Annotated in this window: 20 protein-coding genes and 1 riboswitch; of the genes, 2 read left to right on the top strand and 18 right to left on the bottom strand. The window is 47.9% G+C overall.

From position 1 onward, the window contains the following. Positions 1-96 (top strand): IS3 family transposase (locus tag QTA56_RS12450; RefSeq protein WP_267981435.1); only part of this gene is annotated, 96 nt, incomplete at its 5' end. A gap of 47 nt (positions 97-143) precedes the next feature. Here the strand turns inward: QTA56_RS12450 and recJ are convergent. From recJ to QTA56_RS12500, 10 genes are all read right to left on the bottom strand, one after another. Beyond that, positions 144-1844, bottom strand: coding sequence for a single-stranded-DNA-specific exonuclease RecJ (gene recJ, locus QTA56_RS12455; protein ID WP_267981262.1), 1701 nt, complete (start codon positions 1842-1844; stop codon positions 144-146). After that, positions 1845-2501, bottom strand: coding sequence for a pyridoxamine 5'-phosphate oxidase (gene pdxH / locus QTA56_RS12460; protein ID WP_267981263.1), 657 nt, complete (start codon positions 2499-2501; stop codon positions 1845-1847). A 61-nt stretch (positions 2502-2562) separates the two neighbouring features. Beyond that, positions 2563-3900 (bottom strand): phosphoglucosamine mutase, encoded by a 1338-nt coding sequence (gene glmM / locus QTA56_RS12465; RefSeq protein ID WP_267981264.1) that lies wholly within the window; start codon positions 3898-3900, stop codon positions 2563-2565. Positions 3901-4026: 126 nt separating this feature from the next. Then, positions 4027-5493 (bottom strand): IMP dehydrogenase, encoded by a 1467-nt coding sequence (gene guaB, locus QTA56_RS12470; RefSeq protein ID WP_267981265.1) that lies wholly within the window; start codon positions 5491-5493, stop codon positions 4027-4029. A 117-nt stretch (positions 5494-5610) separates the two neighbouring features. Continuing rightward, entirely contained in the window at positions 5611-6417 is an 807-nt protein-coding gene (locus QTA56_RS12475) for an oxygen-binding di-iron domain-containing protein (protein ID WP_267981266.1), read from the bottom strand. Between the two features lie 161 nt (positions 6418-6578). Next, the gene (locus tag QTA56_RS12480) at positions 6579-7154 is read right to left on the bottom strand and encodes a TMEM165/GDT1 family protein (protein ID WP_004683535.1); all 576 of its coding nucleotides are present in this window, start codon (positions 7152-7154) and stop codon (positions 6579-6581) included. Positions 7155-7238: 84 nt separating this feature from the next. Next, positions 7239-7380: riboswitch (yybP-ykoY riboswitch) on the bottom strand. A 40-nt stretch (positions 7381-7420) separates the two neighbouring features. After that, positions 7421-7702, bottom strand: coding sequence for a hypothetical protein (locus QTA56_RS12485; RefSeq protein ID WP_267981267.1), 282 nt, complete (start codon positions 7700-7702; stop codon positions 7421-7423). A 122-nt stretch (positions 7703-7824) separates the two neighbouring features. After that, a complete protein-coding gene (locus tag QTA56_RS12490) occupies positions 7825-9771 on the bottom strand; it encodes a 2-oxo acid dehydrogenase subunit E2 (protein ID WP_267981268.1) in 1947 nt (648 codons plus the stop codon). Positions 9772-9773: 2 nt separating this feature from the next. Next, entirely contained in the window at positions 9774-12491 is a 2718-nt protein-coding gene (aceE, locus tag QTA56_RS12495) for a pyruvate dehydrogenase (acetyl-transferring), homodimeric type (protein WP_267981269.1), read from the bottom strand. Positions 12492-12696: 205 nt separating this feature from the next. After that, on the bottom strand, positions 12697-13398 hold the full coding sequence (locus QTA56_RS12500) for a M23 family metallopeptidase (RefSeq protein ID WP_267981270.1): 702 nt from the start codon (positions 13396-13398) through the stop codon (positions 12697-12699). Positions 13399-13504: 106 nt separating this feature from the next. Here QTA56_RS12500 and QTA56_RS12505 point away from each other — a divergent pair, with 106 nt between their 5' ends. Further along, entirely contained in the window at positions 13505-13945 is a 441-nt protein-coding gene (locus QTA56_RS12505) for a DUF721 domain-containing protein (RefSeq protein ID WP_267981271.1), read from the top strand. 98 nt (positions 13946-14043) lie between these two features. Here QTA56_RS12505 and lpxC read toward each other — a convergent pair whose 3' ends face one another. The 8 genes from lpxC to gshB all read right to left on the bottom strand — a co-directional run bounded on the left by lpxC (position 14044) and on the right by gshB (position 23353). Beyond that, positions 14044-14946, bottom strand: coding sequence for a UDP-3-O-acyl-N-acetylglucosamine deacetylase (gene lpxC, locus QTA56_RS12510; RefSeq protein WP_004760429.1), 903 nt, complete (start codon positions 14944-14946; stop codon positions 14044-14046). 167 nt (positions 14947-15113) lie between these two features. Further along, on the bottom strand, positions 15114-16298 hold the full coding sequence (gene ftsZ / locus QTA56_RS12515) for a cell division protein FtsZ (RefSeq protein WP_267981272.1): 1185 nt from the start codon (positions 16296-16298) through the stop codon (positions 15114-15116). A 166-nt stretch (positions 16299-16464) separates the two neighbouring features. Next, positions 16465-17727, bottom strand: a complete 1263-nt coding sequence (gene ftsA, locus QTA56_RS12520; protein ID WP_267981273.1) for a cell division protein FtsA — start codon at positions 17725-17727, stop codon at positions 16465-16467. A gap of 66 nt (positions 17728-17793) precedes the next feature. Beyond that, positions 17794-18651, bottom strand: coding sequence for a cell division protein FtsQ/DivIB (locus QTA56_RS12525; protein ID WP_267981274.1), 858 nt, complete (start codon positions 18649-18651; stop codon positions 17794-17796). Positions 18652-18654: 3 nt separating this feature from the next. Further along, a complete protein-coding gene (locus tag QTA56_RS12530) occupies positions 18655-19581 on the bottom strand; it encodes a D-alanine--D-alanine ligase (RefSeq protein WP_267981275.1) in 927 nt (308 codons plus the stop codon). A 46-nt stretch (positions 19582-19627) separates the two neighbouring features. Further along, positions 19628-21073, bottom strand: a complete 1446-nt coding sequence (gene murC, locus QTA56_RS12535; RefSeq protein WP_267981276.1) for a UDP-N-acetylmuramate--L-alanine ligase — start codon at positions 21071-21073, stop codon at positions 19628-19630. Between the two features lie 13 nt (positions 21074-21086). Next, positions 21087-22184 carry an undecaprenyldiphospho-muramoylpentapeptide beta-N-acetylglucosaminyltransferase gene (murG, locus tag QTA56_RS12540; RefSeq protein ID WP_267981277.1) on the bottom strand — a complete coding sequence of 366 codons (1098 nt, stop codon included), beginning with the start codon at positions 22182-22184 and terminating at the stop codon, positions 21087-21089. Between the two features lie 224 nt (positions 22185-22408). Then, a complete protein-coding gene (gene gshB / locus QTA56_RS12545; RefSeq protein WP_267981278.1) occupies positions 22409-23353 on the bottom strand; it encodes a glutathione synthase in 945 nt (314 codons plus the stop codon). Positions 23354-23518: the final 165 nt, after the last annotated feature.

Here is a 23518-nt window from a genome sequence, read left to right on the forward strand (position 1 = left end):
AAATACATCCACTATTACAACCATGATCGAATCAAGGTGAAACTAAAAGGACTGAGTCCTGTACAGTACAGAAATCAGTCCTTAGAAACCACTTAATCAAACTGTCCAACTTATTGGGGTCAGATCACTGATGGGTGGATTTTTTATTGGCTTAAATGTACAACCTGAAGTTGCAGGCTGGTGGTGCCATTAAAGACATTGCGTTCCAGTGTATACACCAGGTCAACGTAGCCAAGCATCGGGTTGAACTCAAAACGATCTGCCGCATTAAAGGCAATGGCATCTACAACCTGCTGTCCGAGCGCCAGCTTTAGCTTTAAATGCTGGTCTTTCAACCAGCGATAGTCAATGACCTTAAAGTTTCCCTCAAACTGCGGCAGCGGAAATTTCTGTCCCCACGGACCAAGTTGCTCAATCCAGTTCAGGGTCGCAAGGTCCAATGCTGTATCAGGTAGTTCACCATCCGTCCACAAGGTTGCCTGAAACAGCTCCTGATCCATTTCCGCAATATATTGGGTGAAGATCTGCCTAAATTCCTCAAAATGAGCTTTATTCAGGGTAAGGCCAGCGGCGGCGGCATGTCCACCAAAATGACTGACCAAATGGGGATACTGCTCCGCCACCTGTTCAATGATGTCGCGAATATGAATGCCCTCGATTGAACGCGCCGAACCCTTGATATGAATCCCATCCTCATCAGGGGCAAACACCAGACTTGGACGATGAAACTGTTCCTTTAATCGCCCAGCGACAATGCCAATCACGCCCTGATGCCACTGTTCATCAAACATCACCAATGCGGCAGGTAAATGTTCCGTTTCCAACTGAATATGTTGTAAAGCACTGAGCGCCTGCTGCTTCATCGCGCCCTCAACCTGACGGCGCTCGATATTTAACTGGTTTAATTGCTGGGCAATTGGATAGGCACTTGCCATATCGGGCGCAAGCAGACATTCAATTCCGATCCGCATGCTTTCCATGCGACCCGCCGCATTGATACGTGGTCCAAGCACAAAACCCAAATCCTGCGCGCGCAGGCTTGCAGCATCCCGCCCTGCAATATCCAGTAGGGCCAGAATTCCTGCTCGACACTGGTGCTGCTGAATCCGCTTGAGGCCCGAATCAATCAAGATGCGGTTGTTATAGTCCAGTGTTGCCACATCAGCATAGGTGCCCAAAGCAACCAAATCCAGATACTGCGTCACTTTGCTGCTGCTTTTACCCTGTTGACCGCGATGAGATGACAACTTCGCCAGCACATAAAACGCCACCCCCACGCCTGCCAATGCCTTGCTTGGAAAGTCACAGCCCAACTGGTTGGGATTCACCACGGCCTCTGCGGATGGTGTTTGCTTGGTGGTCAGGTGGTGGTCGGTGATAATCACCTGCATCCCCAAGGCCTGTGCCGTTTCAACCCCTGCATGGCTGGAGATGCCATTATCCACCGTAATCAGTAAATCTGGCTGATAAGTCTGCTGTGCCAGTTCGGCAATTTTAGGCGTGAGCCCATAACCATACTTGAAACGGTCAGGCACCAGATATTCAACCACTGCGCCCATCTCTTGCAGCACCAAAACCATCAGGGCAGTACTGGTCGCACCATCGGCATCATAATCACCAATAATGACAATCTTCTGCTGCTGGTCAATCGCCTGGTCGATCAGTTCAACCGCCGTGTCCAGTCCCTTGAGACTGGGTGCAAGCAGATGCTTGAGTTTAAGCTCAAGTTCCTGTTCAGACTGAACGCCACGTCGTGCCAATATTTCAGCAATGAAAGCTGGCACGCCCTGAAACTGTTCAGGGCGTGTAAGTAAGGGTCTTTGTTGAATTTTTATCTGGGTCATTTATGGCATCAAACGCTGTATGGTCCAAAGTCCGTTATGTTTTTCATAATTTAGACGGTCATGCAAACGGTTTGGCCGCCCCTGCCAGAACTCATAATAGTCAGCTTGCAGACGATAACCGCCCCAAAACTCAGGCTTGCTAAGCTCGTCCTGATCAGCCACCTGCTGCTGCAAGTCCTGAAAACGCTGTTGTAACACGTCACGGCTGCTGATCACACCACTTTGCGGTGTGCTGATATGTGCCGCAATCTGGCTGTCACGCGGACGTTTCAAATAATAGTCAGTCGATTCCTGTTCGGAAATCTTGATGACTTTGCCACCGATCCGTACCTGCCGTTCCAGGCTCGGCCAGTAAAACAGCAACTCGGCATAAGGATTCTCGGCAAGATCCATCCCTTTCTGGCTGTCATAATTGGTATAGAAGTCATAGCCTGCTTCTGTGGCACCACGCAGCAACACAGTACGTACATGCGGACGACCCTGTGCATTTGCAGTCGCCAATGACATGGCATAAGGTTCATGCAGATTTGCAGCAAGCGCATGGTTAAACCAGTTCAGGAACTGTAGATGTGGATTCCCGCTAACCTGTGCTTCATGTAGTTCACCTTGCTCATAGCTTAAACGCAATTCACTCAGGTCTTTGACTAGATCACTCATACTTTCCCTCTGACGTGAAACAATTGAGCATCGGGCGTATACAATACGCCCCTACCGATATTTATGCTGCCTGAGCCTGGGTGCGTACCGCATCTGCCAGATGATTTGCCAGTGCTTCAACTTCCTCAAGTTGATCACCCTCAACCATGACCCGAATCACAGGTTCGGTTCCAGACTTACGGATCAACAGCCGTCCACGGCCCTGAAGTTGTTGTTCCGCTTTCTCAAACTCTTCAACCAGCGCAGGAATTGAGTATGGGTCAATCATCTGTTGCAAACGTACGTTGACCAGCACCTGCGGGAACAGTTCAAAACCCGCCACCAGTTCATGCAGTGCCTTGCCCTGTTCCACCATCACCGTTAATACCTGCAATGCAGCAATAATGGCATCGCCAGTGGTGCTTTTATCCAGCGTTAGAATATGCCCTGACGGTTCCCCACCAATCGCCCACGCATTTTCTTCAAGTGCCTGTAACACATAACGGTCACCGACTTTGGCACGTACAAAGCCTACATTGGCTTGCTGCAAGGCCAGCTCCAGCGCCATATTGCTCATCACGGTGCCCACCACACCCGCTGGCTTGTTTTTCGCCTGTGTCGCAAGGATGTAAAGGATATGGTCGCCATCAATCAACTGACCATTTTTATCCACCATCACCACACGGTCTGCGTCACCATCAAAGGCAATCCCAAGGTCAGCCTGATGCTCGACCACCGCTTTCTGCAATTGTTCAGGGTGGGTTGAGCCACAGTTTTCATTAATGTTTAAACCATCTGGCTCGTTATAAAGTGAAATAACTTTCGCTCCAAGCTCACGGAATACAGATGGTCCCACGCTATAAGCTGCACCATGGGCACAGTCCACCACAATCTTTAAGTCATTTAAATCAAAATGATAGGGAAATGAGGATTTACAGAATTCAATATAGCGTCCATTGGCATCCTTGACACGAACACTTTTACCCAGGTTCGCTGTATCATCTATGAGCAGTTCTTTTTCCAGTTCCTGATTAATTTCATCCTGCAAGTGATCGGGAAGTTTTTTACCCTCGCTGGAAAAGAATTTAATGCCATTATCAAAATAAGGGTTGTGCGATGCCGAAATCACAATGCCCGCATGTGCATGCAGGGCACGGGTTAAATGGGCAATCGCTGGTGTTGGCAAGGGTCCCAGTAAATGCACATAGACACCCGCGGCATTCAGGCCCGACTGCAACGCCGCCTCCAGAATATAGCCAGATAAACGGGTATCTTTGCCCAACACAACAATTGGCTTGTTTTTAGGGCTGTTTCTTTTTAATACTTTTCCTGCCGCAAAACCCAGTTTTAATGCAAACTCAGGGGTAATCGGCATTTGCCCGAATTTGCCACGAATACCATCAGTGCCAAAATAACTCATTTTTTACTCACTTTCTTATGTTTTATATGACGCTGTGCCATATCTTTATTCATGCTTTCACTTTACACCAAAACAAAAAAACCGTCAGTGAACTGACGGTTTTTCCAACGGCTAAATTACCAAAAATCAACCAACTCGATAGTTCGGCGCTTCCTTGGTAATGGTCACGTCATGTACATGTGATTCCGACATACCTGCTGAGGTAATTTTCACAAATTTCGCATTTTGACGAAGCTCTTCAATCACGGATGAACCTGTATAGCCCATAGAAGAACGTAAGCCACCCATCATTTGGTGTACGATGTTACCCATCGGGCCTTTGTATGGAACTCTGCCTTCGATTCCTTCTGGCACCAACTTCTCAGCACCCGCTTTAGAGTCCTGGAAATAACGGTCAGCGGAACCTGTTGCACCCGCCATTGCCCCCAAAGACCCCATACCACGATACGCTTTATAGTAACGACCCTGGAAGAATTCAACCTCACCTGGCGCCTCTTCAGTCCCTGCAAGGAGTGAACCGACCATGATGGTGCTGGCACCCGCGCCAATCGCTTTCGCCATGTCGCCAGAGAAACGAATACCACCATCCGCAATCAGGGGAATTTGGTCTTTCAATGCATTCGCGACACTGTCAATTGCAGAAATTTGTGGCATACCAATACCCGCCACAATACGAGTGGTACAGATTGAACCAGGACCGATCCCCACTTTTACCGCATCCGCACCTGCATCAAGCAAGGCCAACGCCGCATCACCCGTCGCAATGTTTCCACCAATCACCTGAACCTGTGGATAGTTTGCCTTTACCCAACGAACGCGTTCAATCACACCTGCTGAGTGACCATGTGCGGTATCCACCACAATCACATCCACGCCAGCATCAACCAATGCTTCCACACGGCTTGGTGTCTCCGCACCTGTACCCACCGCGGCGCCCACACGTAGACGGCCAAGGTCATCTTTACAACTGTTTGGATAGCTTTCAGCTTTACGGAAATCAGTCACCGTAATCAAGCCCTTGAGTTCGTTGTGTTCACCAACGACCAACACTTTTTCAATACGGTGTTTTTGCAGCAATGCCTGAATGTTTTCTTTAGATTCGCCCTCACGAACAGTCACCAGACGGTCCTGACCTGTCATGATGTTGCTGACAGGTTGTTCAAGGTTGGTTTCAAAACGTGTATCACGACCTGTCACGATACCCACAACCTTGCCATCCTTAACCACAGGCACACCGCTAATATTATTCGCCTGGGTAATCGCAATCAGCTCACGCACAGTGGTTTCAGGGGTAACGGTGATTGGGTCTTTCACCATACCCGCTTCAAATTTTTTCACACGGCGCACTTCAGCGGCTTGCGCTGCAATGTCCATGTTTTTATGCAAAATACCAATACCACCATTCTGCGCCATCGCAATCGCCATACGTGACTCAGTCACTGTATCCATTGCAGCAGAAACGAGGGGGATATTCAGTTGGATGCCGCGAGTTAAACGTGTCTTTAAGGAGACATCTTTTGGGAGAACAGTTGAGTAGGCAGGAAGTAATAAGACATCATCGAAGGTCAAGGCTTCTTGAACGATGGTCAGCATAACAATCTCACTGGTAATTTCCGTGAGCTATTATAAACAAATTTTGCCGTGATTTTCATTTTCTATGATGAAAATAATTTATAGGCACTGACTGTCCCTGTCCTGCCTTAAAAAATTCTAACTGATCTCGGCTGGAATACTGAACACATATTCATTCATCAGGTCCACCCCACATTCCAGACCCTCAATCCAGTCCAGAAACTGGTTGATCATCTCTTTTCCAACAAATGCGGTGCCATGCTGCGGCACAATCATGTCGAGGTCTATCTGGCGAACCATATTCACCCACAAACGGATGACCTTGTTGGAACACATATAACGCTGGTGGAAGCCTTTCATCTTCTTGATGTGAGCTTCAAAATCGGCAATCGGCTGGCTGGCATCATCAACAATTGAGGCACCCATATCCCCTGAAAAAAGAATTTTGGCGACTGGATCATAAAACTGGAAGTTGCCTACCGAATGCAGGAAATGGGCTGGAATGGCAACAATCGCAGACTCACCCAATGCAATCACCTGACCTGTATCAGGCAGCTCAATCAGTCGTTCCTCCCAGTCTCCTTTCATGCGGTCGCTCATAAATGCAGAGTTTAGGTGCGGTAAAAAGCGTGCCCATAGCTTGGATGCCACCACCTTGGCATCGGTATAGACCAGCCAGCGCGGCATTGAGGTGATGATGTCAGGGTCCTGATGTGATGCCATCACATAGTCCAGGTTTTTCAGTTTGGTATAGCGGTTTAACTCCATGGTTAAGGGCACATAGGTCAGGTCGCCGCCTGGATCGAGCACTGCGGCGCGGTCATGGTCAATAATCAGGAACTGGTTGGCCTGAATGCCCTCACCTTTCACCAAACTGGTAAAACTAATGCATTTATGTGTGCCATTATCAAATAGTATTTGCGATGTAGTCCGCTCAAAGCTCATAACAACCCCAAAAAAAACCTTTAAATATGAAATATTTTAATTCCATAACAAAATAATGGGATTTAGCCCATGTTTCAATCTAATATTGGACTTTTATCGTAATTTATAAGAAAAAACCCATAACGAGGTATGGGTCTTGTTTATATGTCTGGAAATGGGTACTAGAAATAATAATGCTGCACCAATGCCGAAATACCGACCACAAGGAAGATCGCAGCACCAATTTTATGAATCAATGAGATGGGGAGCTTATCTGCCAGTTTGTCGCCAATAAATACCGCTGGCGCATTGGCAATCATCATCCCTACCGTTGTACCACACATCACCCAAAACACACTGTCAAAACGTGCCGCCAGGGCAACCGTGGCAATCTGGGTTTTATCACCGATTTCTGCCAGAAAAAACAGGATAAAGGTTGCACCAAACACACCAAATCTCTGCCATTTATTGATGCTTTCAGTTTCATCGCCCAGTTCATCGGGGATCAGCATCCAGATCGCCATGCCAATAAAACCAAGCGCAAGAATCCACAATAGAATTTCAGGACTCAATACTGTAGTGATCCATTGTCCCAACACAGCCGAAAGACCATGATTGATGGTGGTGGCCAGTAAAATGGCAATTAAGATGGGAATCGGTTTACGGAAACGCGCCGCAAGCAGCAATGCCAGCAGTTGGGTTTTATCGCCCATTTCAGCAAGGGCAACAACTGAGGTGGAGATGAGAAATTCATACATGGTTGAATGCTCTGGCTAGCAAAATATACCGATGACCTATCCCTCCTGCTAGCCAAAATCAAATGGATTGATTGCAGAGTGATAAATCAAAGGTCTTGCCAACAAAAGCACAGCTGAAAAGCTGTTTTTGGTTCTTTGCTATGATGACCATGTTCTGTTGAACAATTATGTTGATCATCACCTCTCTACTTTGCGTAAAGAGCGGCTACTCCCCAATGAAGTGGTTTTATTTTACCAAAGAATTAAATCGTTTTAAATCGCTAGACTCAAAATTTTTGGTAAGCCCAAATCAGCACACGGACGATGCCCAGTAAAAAGGCCAAATAGACACTGAGGCCAAGAAAACCAAAGCTGCCCCAGCCACTTGCGCCACCCACATGCTGGGCCTGATATTCCATTGCCATGACCACTGTCGCCACCAGCATTTCCAACCCCATTACAACATACATCACCCAAGCCCACGGAAAATGCAAATAGCTGACCCACAACCCCATCAGGACAAAAACGATGAGTAGCAATGGCAGCATCACCCGATAAATCACCAACATCCCTGCACCAATTCTAAAAAGTGTTTTGAATAATGAATTTTTATTTTATCGCAATTGCCAGATAAATGATCATCATAAAAAGAAAACCCCGCTTAGGCGAGGTATTCTAAATTTAAAAATCTTTACAGCAACAAACTTCGAATATCCTTTAACAGTTTGGTCAATTTATTGGTAAAACGCGCCGCATCCGCACCATTAATCACCCGATGGTCATAGGACAGTGACAATGGCAGCATTAATCTTGGATCAAAGTCCTTACCGTTCCACACAGGCTGCATGGTTGCAGGTGAGATACCCAAAATTGCTACTTGCGGCCAGTTCACCAATGGCGTAAACGCTGTTCCACCAATACTGCCCAGACTGGTAATGGTAAAGTTGGCACCTTGCAGGTCTTTTGGTGACAACTTACGGTCACGTGCCTTCTGGCTCAGCTCAGCCAACTCAGTGGCAATCTGCTTAATGGATTTCTGGTCAGGATTACGCAATACAGGAACCGTTAAGCCATCTGGCGTTGCCACCGCAATGCCCATATGAATTTCGTTACGCAGCAGCACCGACTTCTGGTCATCTGCCAAATGCCCAGCAAAATAAGGCTCCTCTTTCAGCAAATGTGCAACCGCTTTGGCAATAAAGGCCAGGATAGTTAGGCTAATGCCCTGCTTTTTAAAGCCGTCTTTAAGCTCGCCACGCCACGCTTCTAATTCCGTGATATCTGCCAAGTCAAACTGTGTCACTTGAGGGATGAAATTATTCAATGACAATTGCGGCACAGACACCTGCTGTAAACGGGTCATTGCTTTCACTTCACCACCGCCAAAGGCACTAAAGTCTGGCAATGCTGGCAAACCAGCAGTGACTGCCGCCGCCTGGGATGAGGAAGCGGCCTGTGGCGCGGTTAATCGTGTTTTCACATAGGCAAACACATCTTCCTTAATCACACGGCCATGCTCACCCGAAGCTTTTACCTGAGCAAGCACCACTCCCAGTTCACGCGCCAGTTTACGCACGGCGGGGCCTGCATAGACTTTAGCGTTATCTTCTTCCTGTGCCTTGGTCAGTTTCTCTGCCTGCACAGGAGTGGCTGGTGTCGATGCTGTCGGTTGCGGCTTCGCTGTGGCTTTACTTTCTGCTGGAACCGCTGCCTGAGCCTTGGGCTTTGCTGGGGCAACTTCCTCGCCACTCACCTCAATGGTTGCCAGCGCCATGCCCTGACGGACTTCCTGATTCGGTGACACATGGATGGCTTTCACAATACCCGCAGATGAGCTTGGCACCTCAACCGAGGCCTTATCAGACTCAACCACACACAAGCTTTGCTGTGCTTCGACATGGTCACCCACATTCACCAGAATTTCTGAAACCAATGCCTTTTCCACACCCAGATCAGGCACGGTAATTTCCAGCTCACCTGTTTCTGTACTGGACGAGTCAGTTTCCTGCGTTTTATCTGGTTTGGCCTCTGGTTCAGGTGGCGTATCTGTGTGTGTAGTCTTGACCTGAATCAATACCACACCCTCCTTAACGCTGTCACCCTCCTTGATCTGGACCGCCTCAACAACACCAGCAACTGTACTGGGTACTTCCACCGTGGCCTTGTCTGACTCAACCACCACAATGCTCTGCTCAGGTTCAATCTGGTCACCCACTTTAACCAGCACTTCCGCGACCAGCGCCTTTTCCACACCAATATCTGGAACCTTCACATCAACCACTTGGCTGGACGTTGCTGTTTGGGTAGATTCAGCTGCTGGCTTGGTCTGTGGTTCTGCATCCGCAGGCTTATCTTGTGCTTTAGGGGTGTCTGACGCTGGCTTCTCCTGCACAGGCGTTTCAGCCGTTTGGGATTCATCTTCCAGTTCAACCAGTACAACGCCTTCCTTAACCTCATCGCCCTGCTGAACCAAAATATTTTTGACAATGCCTGCCGCAGTGCTTGGCACCTCAACCGTTGCCTTGTCTGATTCCAGCACCAAAAGGCTGTCATCAACGGCAACATGATCGCCAACCTTCACCAGAATTTCTGCAACCAGCGCCTTGTCTACGCCAATATCAGGTGTTTGGATTTGCATAATCAGTTCCCCTCACCTGTTTGATGTTCATGATATTCAGCCACCGCCTGCACCTGAGGATGTGTCTGGGGTGCCCATGCCACTGGACGATCTGTATCCAGTTCAAAAGAAGAAATCGCGTCCTTGACCAGACGGTTTTCAACCTCACCTTCATCCGCCAGTTTCTTCAGGGTTGCCACCACGATATGGGCCGCATCAACGCCAAAATAACTACGCAGGTTGCCACGGGTATCCGAACGGCCATAACCATCGGTACCCAAAGTCACGTATGGACGGTTGTCTGGCAGATAGGCACGGATTTGCTCGCTGTAGGCACGCATATGGTCTGTTGCAGAAACCACAATGCCATCGGTATTACGTAACTGCTGTGACACCCATGACTCTTTTGCAGTATCCGCCAATGGATGCAAGCGGTTGTATTCATCACATGCCATACCATCACGCGCCAGCTCATTAAAGCTGGTGACACTCCATACATTGGAATGGATTTGGTATTCATCACGCAAAATTTTCGCGGCTTTAATCACTTCACGCAAAATCACACCTGAACCGAGCAATTGAACAGTTGCCTGCTCATCTTTTTCTAATAAATACATCCCGCGTTTAATGCCCTCTTCAACCCCCGCTGGCATTTCAGGATGCTCATAGTTTTCATTCATGACCGTGAGGTAATAGAACACCCGCTCCTGATCCTGATACATGCGTTTCAGGCCATCATGCACAATCACCGCAAGCTCATAACCAAAGCAGGGGTCATAGGCAACACAGTTTGGAATGGTACCTGCCAGAATATGCGAATGGCCATCCTGATGCTGCAAACCCTCACCGTTCAGTGTGGTACGGCCAGCGGTCGCGCCAAGCAGGAAGCCCTGCGCCTGTGCATCACCCGCTGCCCATGCAATGTCACCAATACGCTGAAAACCAAACATGGAGTAGTACATATACATTGGAATCATCGGCAGGTTATTGGTTGAATAACTGGTACCCAATGCCGCCCATGCGCTCATTGCACCCGCCTCGTTGATGCCTTCCTGTAGCATATGCCCATCTTTGGCCTCACGGTAGTTCATGAGCTGCTCATTGTCTTCAGGCGTATATTTCTGCCCATGTGCCGCATATATGCCCAACTGGCGGAACATGCCTTCCAGACCAAAGGTCCGTGCCTCATCAGGCACAATCGGCACCACATGGTCCTTGATGGCTTTTTCCTTCAATAATGCCGAGATCAGGCGCACCATCAGCATAGTGGTGGACTGCTGCTTCTCACCACTGCCTTTCAGTACAGCATCAAAAATGGAAAGCTCTGGAATTGGCAGGGGGCTACTGTCTTTACGGCGCGCAGGCAGATAGCCACCCAGCGCCTCACGACGCGCCTTCATATACTTCAATTCAGGCGAGTTTTCCGCTGGACGATAGAATGGCAGTTCTTCAAGCTGTTCATCATTGATCGGCAGGTTAAAACGGTCACGCACATACTTCAATGAATCAAGCTGCATTTTCTTGATCTGGTGGGTTTTATTGACCGCCTCGATTTCATCAGACAACCCATAGCCCTTGACTGTCTTGGCTAAAATGACAGTTGGCTGCCCCTTGCTCTTGGTTGCCTCCGCATAGGCGGCGTAGACCTTGTAGGGATCATGCCCACCACGGTTGAGTGCATCAATGTCTTCATCACTGAGGTTCCTGACCAGTTCAGCCGCTTCTGGATACTTGCCAAAGAAATTCTCGCGGGCATAGGCACCACCTTTCACCTGATAGCGCTGGTAATCGCCATCCACCGCTTCTTCCATACGTGCCTTTAATGCACCAGAATAGTCCTGCGCCAATAGTGGATCCCAGTGACGGCCCCAGACCACCTTAATCACACGCCAGCCCGCACCACGGAAAATCGACTCCAGTTCCTGAATGATCTTGCCATTGCCACGCACTGGGCCATCCAGACGCTGCAAGTTACAGTTCACCACCCAGATCAGGTTATCCAGTTTCTCACGGCCTGCCAGTGAAATGGCTCCCAGGCTTTCAGGCTCATCCATTTCACCATCACCGAGATAGGCCCAGACCTTGCGGTCCTCTTCCTTAATCAGGCCACGATTCATCAGGTATTTTTGGATATGGGCCTGATAGATCGACATAATTGGGCCCAAGCCCATCGACACGGTTGGGAACTGCCAGTAGTCAGGCATCAGGTAGGGATGCGGATAACTTGGAAGCCCATTGCCACCCACTTCACGGCGGAAATTATTGAGCTGTTCTTCGGTTAAACGGCCTTCCAAAAAAGAACGCGCATAGATACCAGGCGCACAATGGCCCTGATAATAAATCATGTCACCGCCAAAATTGTCCGAGGCGGCACGGAAGAAATGGTTAAAACCAACATCATACAAGGTGGCAGAGGATGCGAAACTGGCGAGGTGGCCACCGAGGTCATCCCCAGTTTTATTGGCGCGCAGCACCATCGCCAGGGCGTTCCAGCGAATCAGGGCGCGAATACGGCGCTCCATGTCCTGATCACCAGGCATTGCAGGTTGCTCTTCAACTGAAATGGTGTTGAGGTAAGGCGTATTTAGGCGCTGGATTGGAACGTGTTTTGCAATTGCGCGTTGATATAGTTTTTCTAGTAGAAAAGCAGCGCGTTCCGTGCCCATGTGTTGTAATACTGAATCAAATGCTTCTTGCCATTCCTGGGTTTCCTGCGCGTCAGAGTCGCCATAAAACGCCATACAATTCACCTTTTCCCTTAAGTTATTTTGTCGGTACTATTTCTATCATGTTTTACTTTGATAAGGGTATTGCCCTAGGTGAATATAAAACCCTTTATTATTTCTCCACTAAATAGTCATTGACCTAATTCAAACAAAAATATAAAAAAATCGCCAATAAAGGCGATTTTTCACAATATTTCTATACAACTGTTAACAAATTACATTATGGCAACATTGCTAAATAGGTTGAAGGATTTTTACGCTGACCGTCCTTAACCACTTCAAAGTGTAAATGTGGTCCAGTACAACGGCCTGTGCAACCGACATTGGCAATATGCTCACCTGCGTTGACACGGTCACCCGCATTCACCAACAGACGTGATGCGTGTGCATAACGGGTGATGTAACCATTGCCATGGTCAATTTCAACATATTGGCCATAACCTGAGCCCCAACCTGATTTGGTCACCACACCTGGACCTGTGGCATAAATCGGGGTACCTGATGGCGCCGCAAGATCCACACCTGAATGATGGCGGGTTGAACCCAGCAAGGTTCGGGTTCCCCAGGTAGAGCTCACCCGCCCTTCCTGTAATGGATGGCTAACCAGCCAGGAATAGCCCGTGTTCGCAGAGAATGCTGGGGCATTGTCCTGAGTGGAGATTGCCGAACGACCATATTTCTTTTCAATGGTGGCGTTGTTCAGTTCAATGGTTTTTTCACGTAGTTTAACCGACACGTTTGAAATGGCTGGCAGGTCCAGATCATCTGGATGGGTGTATGAACCTTGTGCCAGAGTTTGTGACAACTGTTCCAAACGATCACTTTCTGTAGTCTGGGTAATATTCTGGTAGTCTGCAAAAGCAACCGAAGCAGCTGACGCAGCCAATGAAAATGCGAGTAAAATACGACGCGTATGATGCATAAAAAACCTCTTGAAACCGTCCTTAAAAAGTTCCTTTATCATCTCTTCCTTGATCACAGTTGAACTGAACGCTTAAGATGGACACACAACCTCCGAGGAAGCGAATATGTCTGAGCCTACCAACGTTTTTCAACAGAAAGGACAACACATAAAAACTGGAAACTTAACGTTTCTAACGACGCAAGTTACACAATGGAAACAACTTACGAAAATTATTCAACCCTTACTGCCCCAACCAGAGCAATGGCAGGTTGTTTGTTATCAACATGGTGTCTTGACCATAACTGGTGAAAATCAGGCAATGATTAGTCAACTCAGCTATTTACAAAGCAACTATGTTGCGCAGTTAGCCCAACTTGAAAGCCTCAGGGAATTACGAAAAATTCAGGTTCGGTTAAGACATAAAACCACTGTCCCGACTGAACCATCCCCCCCGTCTAAAGCACTAACTTCAGAGACCCAAGAGCTATTACGCAGCGCCGCTGAATATGTGAGCGACCCTAAGCTTAGCCAAGCTCTACTGCGTTTGGCAAGCAATAAAAAGTAAACAGCTTATCTTAAGCCCTGAAATATAAAACTGTTTTATGTGATAAAAATCTCAGTTTACATTGTTACAATATAACGTTGCCAATAAAAGACAATGACTTATGTCACACTCACATAAGGAATCGGACAGTCATTCTCGTTATTAAATGTTACAATTTCATAGCAGTCTGGATCATTTTGAACATTGCGCAACAACTGGTTATTCAGCGCATGCCCCGATTTATAGCCATCAAACTTGGCAATCACCTGATGTCCCAGCAGGTATAGATCACCAACCGCATCCAGAATTTTATGTCGCACGAACTCATCCGCGAAACGCAGTCCTTCTTCATTGACCACGCCTGTATCATCAACACCAATGGCATTTTCCAGACTTGCGCCCAAGGCCAGATTGTTGGCTTTCAAGTAATCCAGGTCTTTCATAAAACCAAAGGTTCTCGCCTCACTCACCTCATAAACAAATGTTTCCGTTGAGAAATCAATGGTGGCCGACTGGTATTCCTTGGCAAAGGCAGGATGGTCAAAATCAATGGTAAAATTCAGCTGAAAACCTGCATGGGGGGTAAAGATCGCACGCTTGTCATCAAGCAATGCCTCAACAGGTTTTAAAATGCGAATAAACTTTTTGGCGGCGTCTTGCTCGGCAAGTTCACCCTGCATGAGCAAATAGATAAATGGCCCCGCACTGCCATCCATGATGGGCACTTCAGAGGCAGACACCTCAACAATCAGGTTGTCGATGCCAAGCCCTGCTATCGCACTCATGACATGCTCAATGGTTCCCACCTTAATGTCTTCACGAACAAGGTTGGAGCACATGAATGCTTCCTGGATCAGCAAGGCATTTGCAGGGATGTCAACAGGTGGGTTCAGGTCAATGCGGCGAAAGACAATGCCTCCATCAATATGGTGTGGAACAAAATTGATCAGCACTTTTTGACCACTGTGCAGACCAATACCGCTCGCTTTCACCACACGCTTGAGAGTACGTTGTTTCACCATGCCATGCTAACTTCATTTGCAAAAACCGCTATAACTTAGCATATTTAGGGCGTTTTGACACTTGATAAATCGAATCGGTTGTTGGCAGAAATGTCAACCCGCATCTTATCCCAAAAAATAAAAAAGGGCATAATTGCTTATACCCTTTTTCTAAGCATATGATTTTATTATTTACGCTGTTGATTTTTCAGGTAATCCTGAATACTCATAGGTGATGAACGTGGAGTCGAACTCGGTGCCGCGGTTGCAGGCGCCTCAGTAGTGGTACGCTTACTGATCGCAGGTACATCATCTTCGTCCACAGGCTGCTGGGCAGCTGCCTGAACGGGTGCATGATGCGCGGTTACAGTACGTTTTTTATGCTCAACCTCAGACGCATTACGGGTCAGGCCAGTGGCAATCACGGTCACACGCAGTTCGTCACGCGCATCTGGATCAAACACTGTACCGTAGAAAATCTCACCCTCATCCAGATCAACAATCTGATTGACGACATCAGTGATAATCTCGGTTTCACGCAGAGTAATATCATCCCCACCCGTGATGTTGATCAGCACGCCTTTAGCGTTGATAATATTGACATTATCCAGCAATGGGCTACGAATTGCCTGTTCAGCCGCCTGACGGGCACGGTCTTCACCACGACCTAGACCCGCACCCATCATCGCATAACCACGGGTACTCATTGCGGCTTTTAAATCAGCAAAGTCAAGGTTGATATGACCACGATTAACAACCAAGTCAAAAATACTACGCACCGCACTTAACAACACGTCATCTGCCTTTTTATAAGCGTCTTTCATGGAGATATCACCATAAACGCTTAACAAACGCTGATTTGGAATAATAATTAAAGAGTCCACATGCGCTTCTAAGGCTTCAATGCCTTTTTCTGCCGATCTAAGACGCTTGCGCCCTTCAAAGTTAAATGGGGTTGTGACTACACCCACTGTCAAGATGCCCATCTCCTGAGCAACCTCAGCAACGACTGGTGCAGCACCTGTACCTGTACCACCGCCCATACCTGCGGTAACGAACACCATGTCCGTACCTTCAAGGTGCTGACGAATCATGTCACGGCTTTCTTCCGCTGCAATGCGACCTACTTCTGGATTTCCACCTGCACCCAAACCACGGGTACTTTGCTCACCAAGCTGAATCTTAAACGGTGCATTCATGCTATCCAGTGCCTGTTTATCTGTATTGGCGCAAATAAACTTCACCCCTTGAATATTGGCTTGCACCATATGCTGGACAGCATTACCACCAGCACCACCAACTCCAAATACAGTGAAACGGGCTTGACCGTTGCCATCGTCTAGTTCATCTTCTATAAATTCAAATGAGGCCATGACCTTTAGATTTCCTAATATATAAATGGCAGTTACTTCAGCCCGTTACTGCCCTGATTTTTAAAACAACTGATGTTTAGGATGCTGTTCAATAATACCCAGCTTGTCAAGTCCAGTGACTTACGATTACAACTTCCTAACAATTTTTCCCCAAAATACCTACAAGTTAAAAGATCGCTTTCAACTTGCTGTTCAGTGCGTTCCAGCCATTGGCAACCCGATCCATAAAGCTGCGGTCATTTGCCTCTTCCGGCTCCTCCACCGCATCCTGCAAGTCACTCTGGCTAAACATCAGCAAACCCGCAGCCGTTGCGTACATGGAACGGCGCAAGGCTGGCAAGTGCTGGTCATCGGCATAAACCTGCAAGGGTGGATTGCCCAAGTGTGCAGACACTCCAAGCATACGGCGTGCCAAATTGACCATACCCTCAATCTGGCAGGCATCGCCTGTAAGCACCACTCCATGATACAAACCATGAATTGCGCCACTATGTTCCAGCTCATCACGAATTGAGGCGAAGATTTCTTCATAACGTGCAATGATGATTTCTGCAAGCTCAATGCGACTGATGGTTTGTGTACCATCGATGCCCTGTACCTGGATCATGTGGTCTGGTTTCACCACACTTAGGTCTACACAGCCATGCAGAATCTTGATACGTTCGGCTTCTTCAGTGGTGGTCTGTAAAACAGCGGCAATATCGCGAGTCACATTTTCACCACCACGCTGCAATGTACGCGCCAGTGCCAAACGCCCATCAAGATAGACGGCGAGATTGGTAATGCCAGCGCCAATGTCAACTAAACAGACACCATATTCTTTTTCATCCTTGAGCAGGCTGGCTTCAGCAGTTGCCAAACAGGACACCACCATTTTTTCCACCCCGATATTGGCCCCTTTCATGGCACGGTCAAGGTTTTGCATGGTACTGATTGGCATCATCATCAACTGATAATGCCCTGTCATGCTATGCGCCGACATGTTTACAGGGTTTTGCACCCATTCACCAGAGTCGCCCAGCTCAAAACCAAGCGGCACGGCACTGGCCAGATAATAGTCTGGCGAGACATGGCTGGCTTTTGCCAGTTCCAAAGCCCGTACCACTTCATTGGTTGTAATAATATGATCATGGTTGGCCACAGGGGTACGGCCCGAAGCATAAAAACTCTGCAACTCTGTACTTGGAATGGACACCCACGCACTGTGGATACGGCACTCTGCCATATCCTCGGCCTCAGACACCGCATTTTTAATGGCGGCAATCACCTTGTCCAGACTGACAATCTTGCCTTTAACCATACCTCGGTTGCGAGCAGTTGCCATGCCAATGACCTGAATCTTATCTGGCGCATGGATCTTACCAATCAAGACTGAGACCTTATGGGTCCCAATATCAATCGCAACAACTGAGGGAACAGCTTCACTCATTACTTCAATACCATATCTTTTGTTGTGTATACGGGGGAAAATCTCCCGTTATTTTTAAGCCACGTATTATGGCTTCGCCTGAATTGCACCTGCAAGCTTTGTGTCATCAATCGTTACAACTAACTGACCGTTGACAATCTTGGGCGGTGCCGCGTTCTTCCACTGAATGGCTAGGCCATTGCGGTAACGCAGGTCAATCGCCGAGATGTTTGACCATACAGGTTTAAGATCCGTTTGTGCCAAATGGCTGAGTCGCTGCAACTTGTTCATGGTCTGGTCCTGATCCACAATGATACGCAGACCCGAATCAAACTGCATAAACCATGTCATGCGCTCGGTTAAATACAGCTCTTTTAAACGCAGGTTCGCTGGATGAAACAACTGGTTGATTTCATTATAGCGACGCATCATCATTTTGGATTGGCTGACTGGACCATGAAGCAGCGGCAGGTTTGGATGTGTTTTAGGCACCGCCTCGCTAAACACCTCACCGTTGTCACTAAGCAAACGCCCTGTTCCCCAACGTGCAATCGCGTGGCGTGGCATCACCCGCACCCGAATCGCATTTGGCCAAGCACGTGACACCACCACACGGTCAACCCATGAGACCTTTAAAGCCTGGTCTCGAATTTGTTCTAAATCTGAAGTAAAGTAGTTGTCTTTAATAATCGGATTTAAGTGCTGTACCAGCTGTTGATTTTCAACATCTGAATTGGTCCCAACAATCTGCAATTGCGCCACAGTTGCATCAGTCATCACTTTATACAAGCCATAAAGACCGATTGCGAGCACAGCGAAAGCGATCAGCAACAATATCCACCCTCCCGCATTCACCATTTTTTGCTTGGGTGATGGCGGTTTCTCGTGGATGGAACTGATTGCTGCCCGTGGTTTGCGGCGCATGGATGCAGGAAGTTGAGCCATGAATTAAGCCGACTTCGCCAGGGTTTGCTCTAGGATCGCAACACACAGTTGATCAAAACCATAACCCACCGCCTGTGCCGCCTTAGGCACCAAAGAGTGGCTGGTCATGCCTGGTACGGTATTCACCTCCAGCAACCAGAAGTTTCCATCCTGGTCCTGCATGGCATCAATACGTCCCCAGCCCTCTGCACCAACCGCCTGAAACGCACGCAGGCAAAGCGCCTGTAGGCTTTTCTCCTCAGCCTCGCTTAAACCACAGGGAATCCCATACTGCACATCGTCACGCTGGTATTTCGCCTCATAGTCATAAAAGGCAACATCTGCTGGCGGTTGCAAGCGAATCACAGGCAATGGCTGACCATTCAGGAATGAAATGGTAAATTCACGGCCTGTAATCCATTTTTCGGCCATCACCACCGCATCATGCTGTGTGGCTTTTTCAATTGCGTTGGCAAAATCCTCTGCTTTCTCAACCTTGCTCATGCCGACACTTGAGCCTTCATGCACAGGCTTGATAATCACAGGCAGGCCTAAATCTGCAATCACCGCATTTAAGTCAGAATCCTTGGTGACGATGCGATAAGGTGCGGTTGGCAAGTCACTGCCCTGCCAGATTTGCTTAGTCTTCACCTTGTCCATGCCAATTGCGGAACCCTGTACGCCAGTTCCCGTATATGGAATGTTTAGCCATTCAAGAACACCCTGAATCTGGCCATCCTCACCACCACGGCCATGCAGTACAATAAAGGCACGGTCATAGCCAACCAGTTCCGTCACGCTACGTTCCTGCGGGTCAAATGCCTCTGCCTGTACACCCGAACGCAGCAGCGCCTCTAAAACAGCCTGACCACTATCCAGTGACACAGCACGTTCAGCTGATTTCCCACCAAACAACACGGCAACTTTGCCGAATTTTGCAGCATTTGACACGTTTATATCCTTAAAACTGTAAAACTTTTAATATTCACAACACACATTATTTGGCATACAGGCGATGCTGGGCCAATTCTACCGAAATTGCACCCACGTTACCCGCACCTTGTGTTAATAACAGGTCATTTGCTTGTAACACTTTTTGTAAAACATTTGGTAAATTGCCATCCACAGGATCAACCAGAATCGGCTCCACCTCACCCCGCAGTCGAATGCTGCGTGCCAGCGCACGGCTATCTGCCCCCACAATCGGTTTTTCACCCGCTGGATAGACTTCTAACAATAACAGTTGATCCACCTGCGACAACACATCCACAAAGTCATCGAAACAGTCACGTGTACGGCTAAAACGGTGTGGCTGGAACATCATCACCAAACGGCGGTCTGGGTGGCTGGCACGGGCCGCCTTAATAGTCGCTTCAACTTCTTTCGGATGATGACCATAGTCATCCACCAATTTCACCAAACCCTCGCCAACTTCAAACTCACCCTGAACCTGGAAGCGACGGCCGACACCGCTAAAGCCCTCCAATGCGCGACAAATCGCCCCATCAGAAACACCCTCATCGGTTGCCACACCAATGGCCGCCAATGCATTCAGGACATTATGCAGACCTGGCTGGTTGATGGTGACGCGCAATGGCTCACGGTCTTTACGCAACACAGTAAAGTGCGACTGCATGCCATCCTGCACCACTTCAACTGCACGAATATCATTATCCTCACCAAAACCATAGGTCAGGATTGGACGGCCAATACGTGGCAGAATCTCGCGGATATTGGCATCATCACCACAGACCACAGCCAAACCATAGAATGGTAGGTTATGTAGAAACTGGATGAACGTATCCTTTAACTTGTCAAAGCTACCCTCATAGGTATCCATGTGGTCGGCATCAATATTGGTGACAATGGCCGCCATTGGCTGCAAATACAGGAATGATGCATCCGACTCATCGGCTTCCGCCACGATAAAGCGACTTTCGCCCAGTGCCGCATTAACCCCTGTACTATTGAGCAAACCACCAATCACATAGGTTGGGTCAAGGTTTTCCTCAGCCAGCATGGTGGTCAACAAGCTGGTAGTGGTGGTTTTACCATGCGTACCTGCAACCGCAATGCCATGACGGTAACGCATCAGCTCACCCAGCATTTCCGCACGGCGCACAATCGGGGTACGTTGCTCAATGGCCGCCTTGATCTCTGGATTTTCAGGGTCGATTGCCGTTGAAACCACCAATACATTGGCATTCTTAATATTGTCGGCTGAATGCCCAATATAAACCTTGATGCCATTTGCTTCGAGATGCGTGGTGGTTTTGGATTCCTTAATGTCCGAACCCGAAATTTTATAGCCCTGATTTTTTAGAACTTCAGCAATACCACACATCCCCGCACCACCAATACCAACAAAGTGGATATGTTTAATACGGCGCATTTCTGGCACTTTAATCAGCTTTTTGGCTTGGTTTGGATTGGTAGGAGACATAGATAAACTCGAATTACAATTTCTTGATCAGGTCAACCACATGCTGGGTGGCATTCGGTTGTGCTTGTTGGCGTGCATTAATTGCCATTTCAGAGAGCAACTGACGGTTGAGCAAAGCGCCCAGCAGTTCTCCCAGAAAGGACGGTGTCATATTGGCTTGCTGGCAAATCTTGGCAGCACCCACATTTGCCAGAAATTTGGCATTGGCGGTCTGATGGTCATCCACCGCAATCGGCAAAGGCACAAAAATCGCCGCAAGGCCCGCAGTCGCCACTTCCGTTACCGTTAACGCACCTGCACGACAGATAATCAGGTCAGCCTCACTATAAGCCTTTGCCATATCATGAATAAACGGCTCAACCTGCACCTGTAGGCTTTTAGGTGCATCATGGTAACGAACACGGGTTAAATCCTGCTGATTCTGCCCACATTGGTGAAACACCTTTAAAGGAATATTCACCTTGCTTAACGCCTCAGGCAAACGCTCATTTAAGGCCTGCGCACCCAGTGACCCCCCGACAATCAGAACACTAAGGGGCTGATGCTCCTGTTCACGGGTCTGGTAACGCCATGATGGATTCAAAATCGCAGAAATTTCCGCACGCACAGGATTGCCTGTGGTCACCACTTTATCACTAGTTGGGAAAGTATTTGGAAAAGCCTGACAAACTGTCGTGGCAATACGCGCCAATTGCGTATTGGTAAATCCAGCAATGGCATTTTGCTCATGAATCAGGATCGGAATCCCCAAAATACGTGCAGCCAACCCACCTGGTCCAGCCACATAGCCACCAAAGCCCGCCACCGCATCAACCTTGAGCTGCCGCATATAGCGCATTGCGCTCATGGTCGCCTTGAGAATCTTAAAAGGTGCACTGAGTTTACGCAACAAGCCATTGCCACGCACGCCCTGAATGTCAATTTGATAAATCGGAATATTTTGGTCTTTGAGTAACCGATTTTCCATACCTGTAGGTGTCGCAAGCCACGACACCTGACAGCCTTCCTGTTGAAGTTGTTTTGCAACAGCCAGTGCTGGAAAAACATGCCCACCTGTACCAGCGGCCATCATCATGACATGTTTGGGTTTGTTCTGCGGTGAATTGGTCACGGTCTAATTCTTCAACTCAAAAAAAAAGTTATCGTCTATTGTTTTCGGAAGTTATTTTAATCCTAAAGCTTCATTCACGAAAAGCGAATTTCACCTGTTTACAACAGAAAGCCCCGCTTTTTTCAATTGTTTGTTAGAAACAGGGGAGCACTACATCCGATTGCCCATTTGCCTTGCAATCAGCATCAAAAACAAATGGGCAATTCGGCCAACAAACAGGGAGTCTAGTTCTGTCGTCCAGCCTCAAGCACAGTAAACAAATCATCGGCAATTGAGGTGCCAAACTGGGCATCAATTTCCCGAATACAGGTTGGGCTGGTGACATTAATTTCAGTGACATAATTTCCAATCACATCCAGCCCGACAAACACTAGACCCTTTTCACGCAGGAAAGGTCCAACCTTTGCAGCAATCATTTTGTCATTTTCAGTCAGTGGACGTGCCTGCCCCAAACCACCTGCCGCCAGATTGCCACGTACCTCACCATTTTGCGGAATACGCGCCAGACAATAAGGAACTGGCTCACCATTGACCATCAGGATGCGTTTATCGCCTTCGACAATTTCAGGGATATAACGCTGTGCCATGATTGGACGTGTTCCCATTTCCGTGAGCATTTCCAGGGTCGAACCAATGTTCACACCATCCTGATAGAGGCGGAAAATCCCCATGCCCCCCATGCCATCCAGAGGTTTCACGATGACATCACCATGCTCCTTGATAAACTCACGAATCAGGCTTTGTTGGGATGTTACCAAGGTCGGAACCTGAAGTTCTGGAAACTGGGTCGCAAACAGCTTTTCATTACAGTCACGCAGTGATTGCGGTCTATTGATGATCCATACCCTCTCACGCTCCGCCTGTTCCAGAATGTAGGTGGTATAGACAAAGTTCATGTCAAATGGTGGGTCTTTACGCATCAGCACCACGTCATAGGCGGCGAGCGACTCTTTTTGTTTCTCGCCCAGCTCATAATAATGACTGTAGTCTTCAAACACCTTTAATGGTGAAATCAGGCCGAATGCCTTGCCTTGTTCGATATATAAATCCTGTTGCAGTGCATAACCCAGCTCATGTCCACGACGGCTTGCCGCCCATAGCATTGCCATGGTTGAATCTTTCTTGAGATTGACTGTTTCAATTGGGTCCATCACCACAAGTACACGCATAACCTGACGCTCGTATTTTTAATCTTGCCGAAAAGTATAACCAAGTTTTCTGCTTATGGCTGAACAAGTTATGTAAATATTAAATAATAAAAAATCTATTTTATTCAATTATCTACAACAGCATCATCTTTCTTTTTCAATTGTGGGCAGGTTTGGGAAATGTTT

This window comes from Acinetobacter thutiue (assembly GCF_030385805.1).
Classification (GTDB): domain Bacteria; phylum Pseudomonadota; class Gammaproteobacteria; order Pseudomonadales; family Moraxellaceae; genus Acinetobacter; species Acinetobacter corruptisaponis.

Bases quoted from the DNA above. Each gene is read 5' to 3' on its own strand.
- glmM (WP_267981264.1), bottom strand. From the start codon at position 3,900: ATGAGTTATTTTGGCACTGATGGTATTCGTGGCAAATTCGGGCAAATG.
- guaB (WP_267981265.1), bottom strand. From the start codon at position 5,493: ATGCTGACCATCGTTCAAGAAGCCTTGACCTTCGATGATGTCTTATTA.
- ftsZ (WP_267981272.1), bottom strand. From the start codon at position 16,298: ATGGCCTCATTTGAATTTATAGAAGATGAACTAGACGATGGCAACGGT.
- QTA56_RS12485 (WP_267981267.1), bottom strand. From the start codon at position 7,702: ATGTTGGTGATTTATCGGGTGATGCTGCCATTGCTACTCATCGTTTTT.
- murC (WP_267981276.1), bottom strand. From the start codon at position 21,073: ATGTCTCCTACCAATCCAAACCAAGCCAAAAAGCTGATTAAAGTGCCA.
- QTA56_RS12525 (WP_267981274.1), bottom strand. From the start codon at position 18,651: ATGGCTCAACTTCCTGCATCCATGCGCCGCAAACCACGGGCAGCAATC.
- QTA56_RS12480 (WP_004683535.1), bottom strand. From the start codon at position 7,154: ATGTATGAATTTCTCATCTCCACCTCAGTTGTTGCCCTTGCTGAAATG.
- ftsA (WP_267981273.1), bottom strand. From the start codon at position 17,727: ATGAGTGAAGCTGTTCCCTCAGTTGTTGCGATTGATATTGGGACCCAT.
- gshB (WP_267981278.1), bottom strand. From the start codon at position 23,353: ATGCGTGTACTTGTGGTGATGGACCCAATTGAAACAGTCAATCTCAAG.
- aceE (WP_267981269.1), bottom strand. From the start codon at position 12,491: ATGGCGTTTTATGGCGACTCTGACGCGCAGGAAACCCAGGAATGGCAA.
- recJ (WP_267981262.1), bottom strand. From the start codon at position 1,844: ATGACCCAGATAAAAATTCAACAAAGACCCTTACTTACACGCCCTGAA.
- lpxC (WP_004760429.1), bottom strand. From the start codon at position 14,946: ATGGTGAAACAACGTACTCTCAAGCGTGTGGTGAAAGCGAGCGGTATT.
- QTA56_RS12490 (WP_267981268.1), bottom strand. From the start codon at position 9,771: ATGCAAATCCAAACACCTGATATTGGCGTAGACAAGGCGCTGGTTGCA.
- QTA56_RS12505 (WP_267981271.1), top strand. From the start codon at position 13,505: ATGTCTGAGCCTACCAACGTTTTTCAACAGAAAGGACAACACATAAAA.
- QTA56_RS12475 (WP_267981266.1), bottom strand. From the start codon at position 6,417: ATGAGCTTTGAGCGGACTACATCGCAAATACTATTTGATAATGGCACA.
- QTA56_RS12500 (WP_267981270.1), bottom strand. From the start codon at position 13,398: ATGCATCATACGCGTCGTATTTTACTCGCATTTTCATTGGCTGCGTCA.
- pdxH (WP_267981263.1), bottom strand. From the start codon at position 2,501: ATGAGTGATCTAGTCAAAGACCTGAGTGAATTGCGTTTAAGCTATGAG.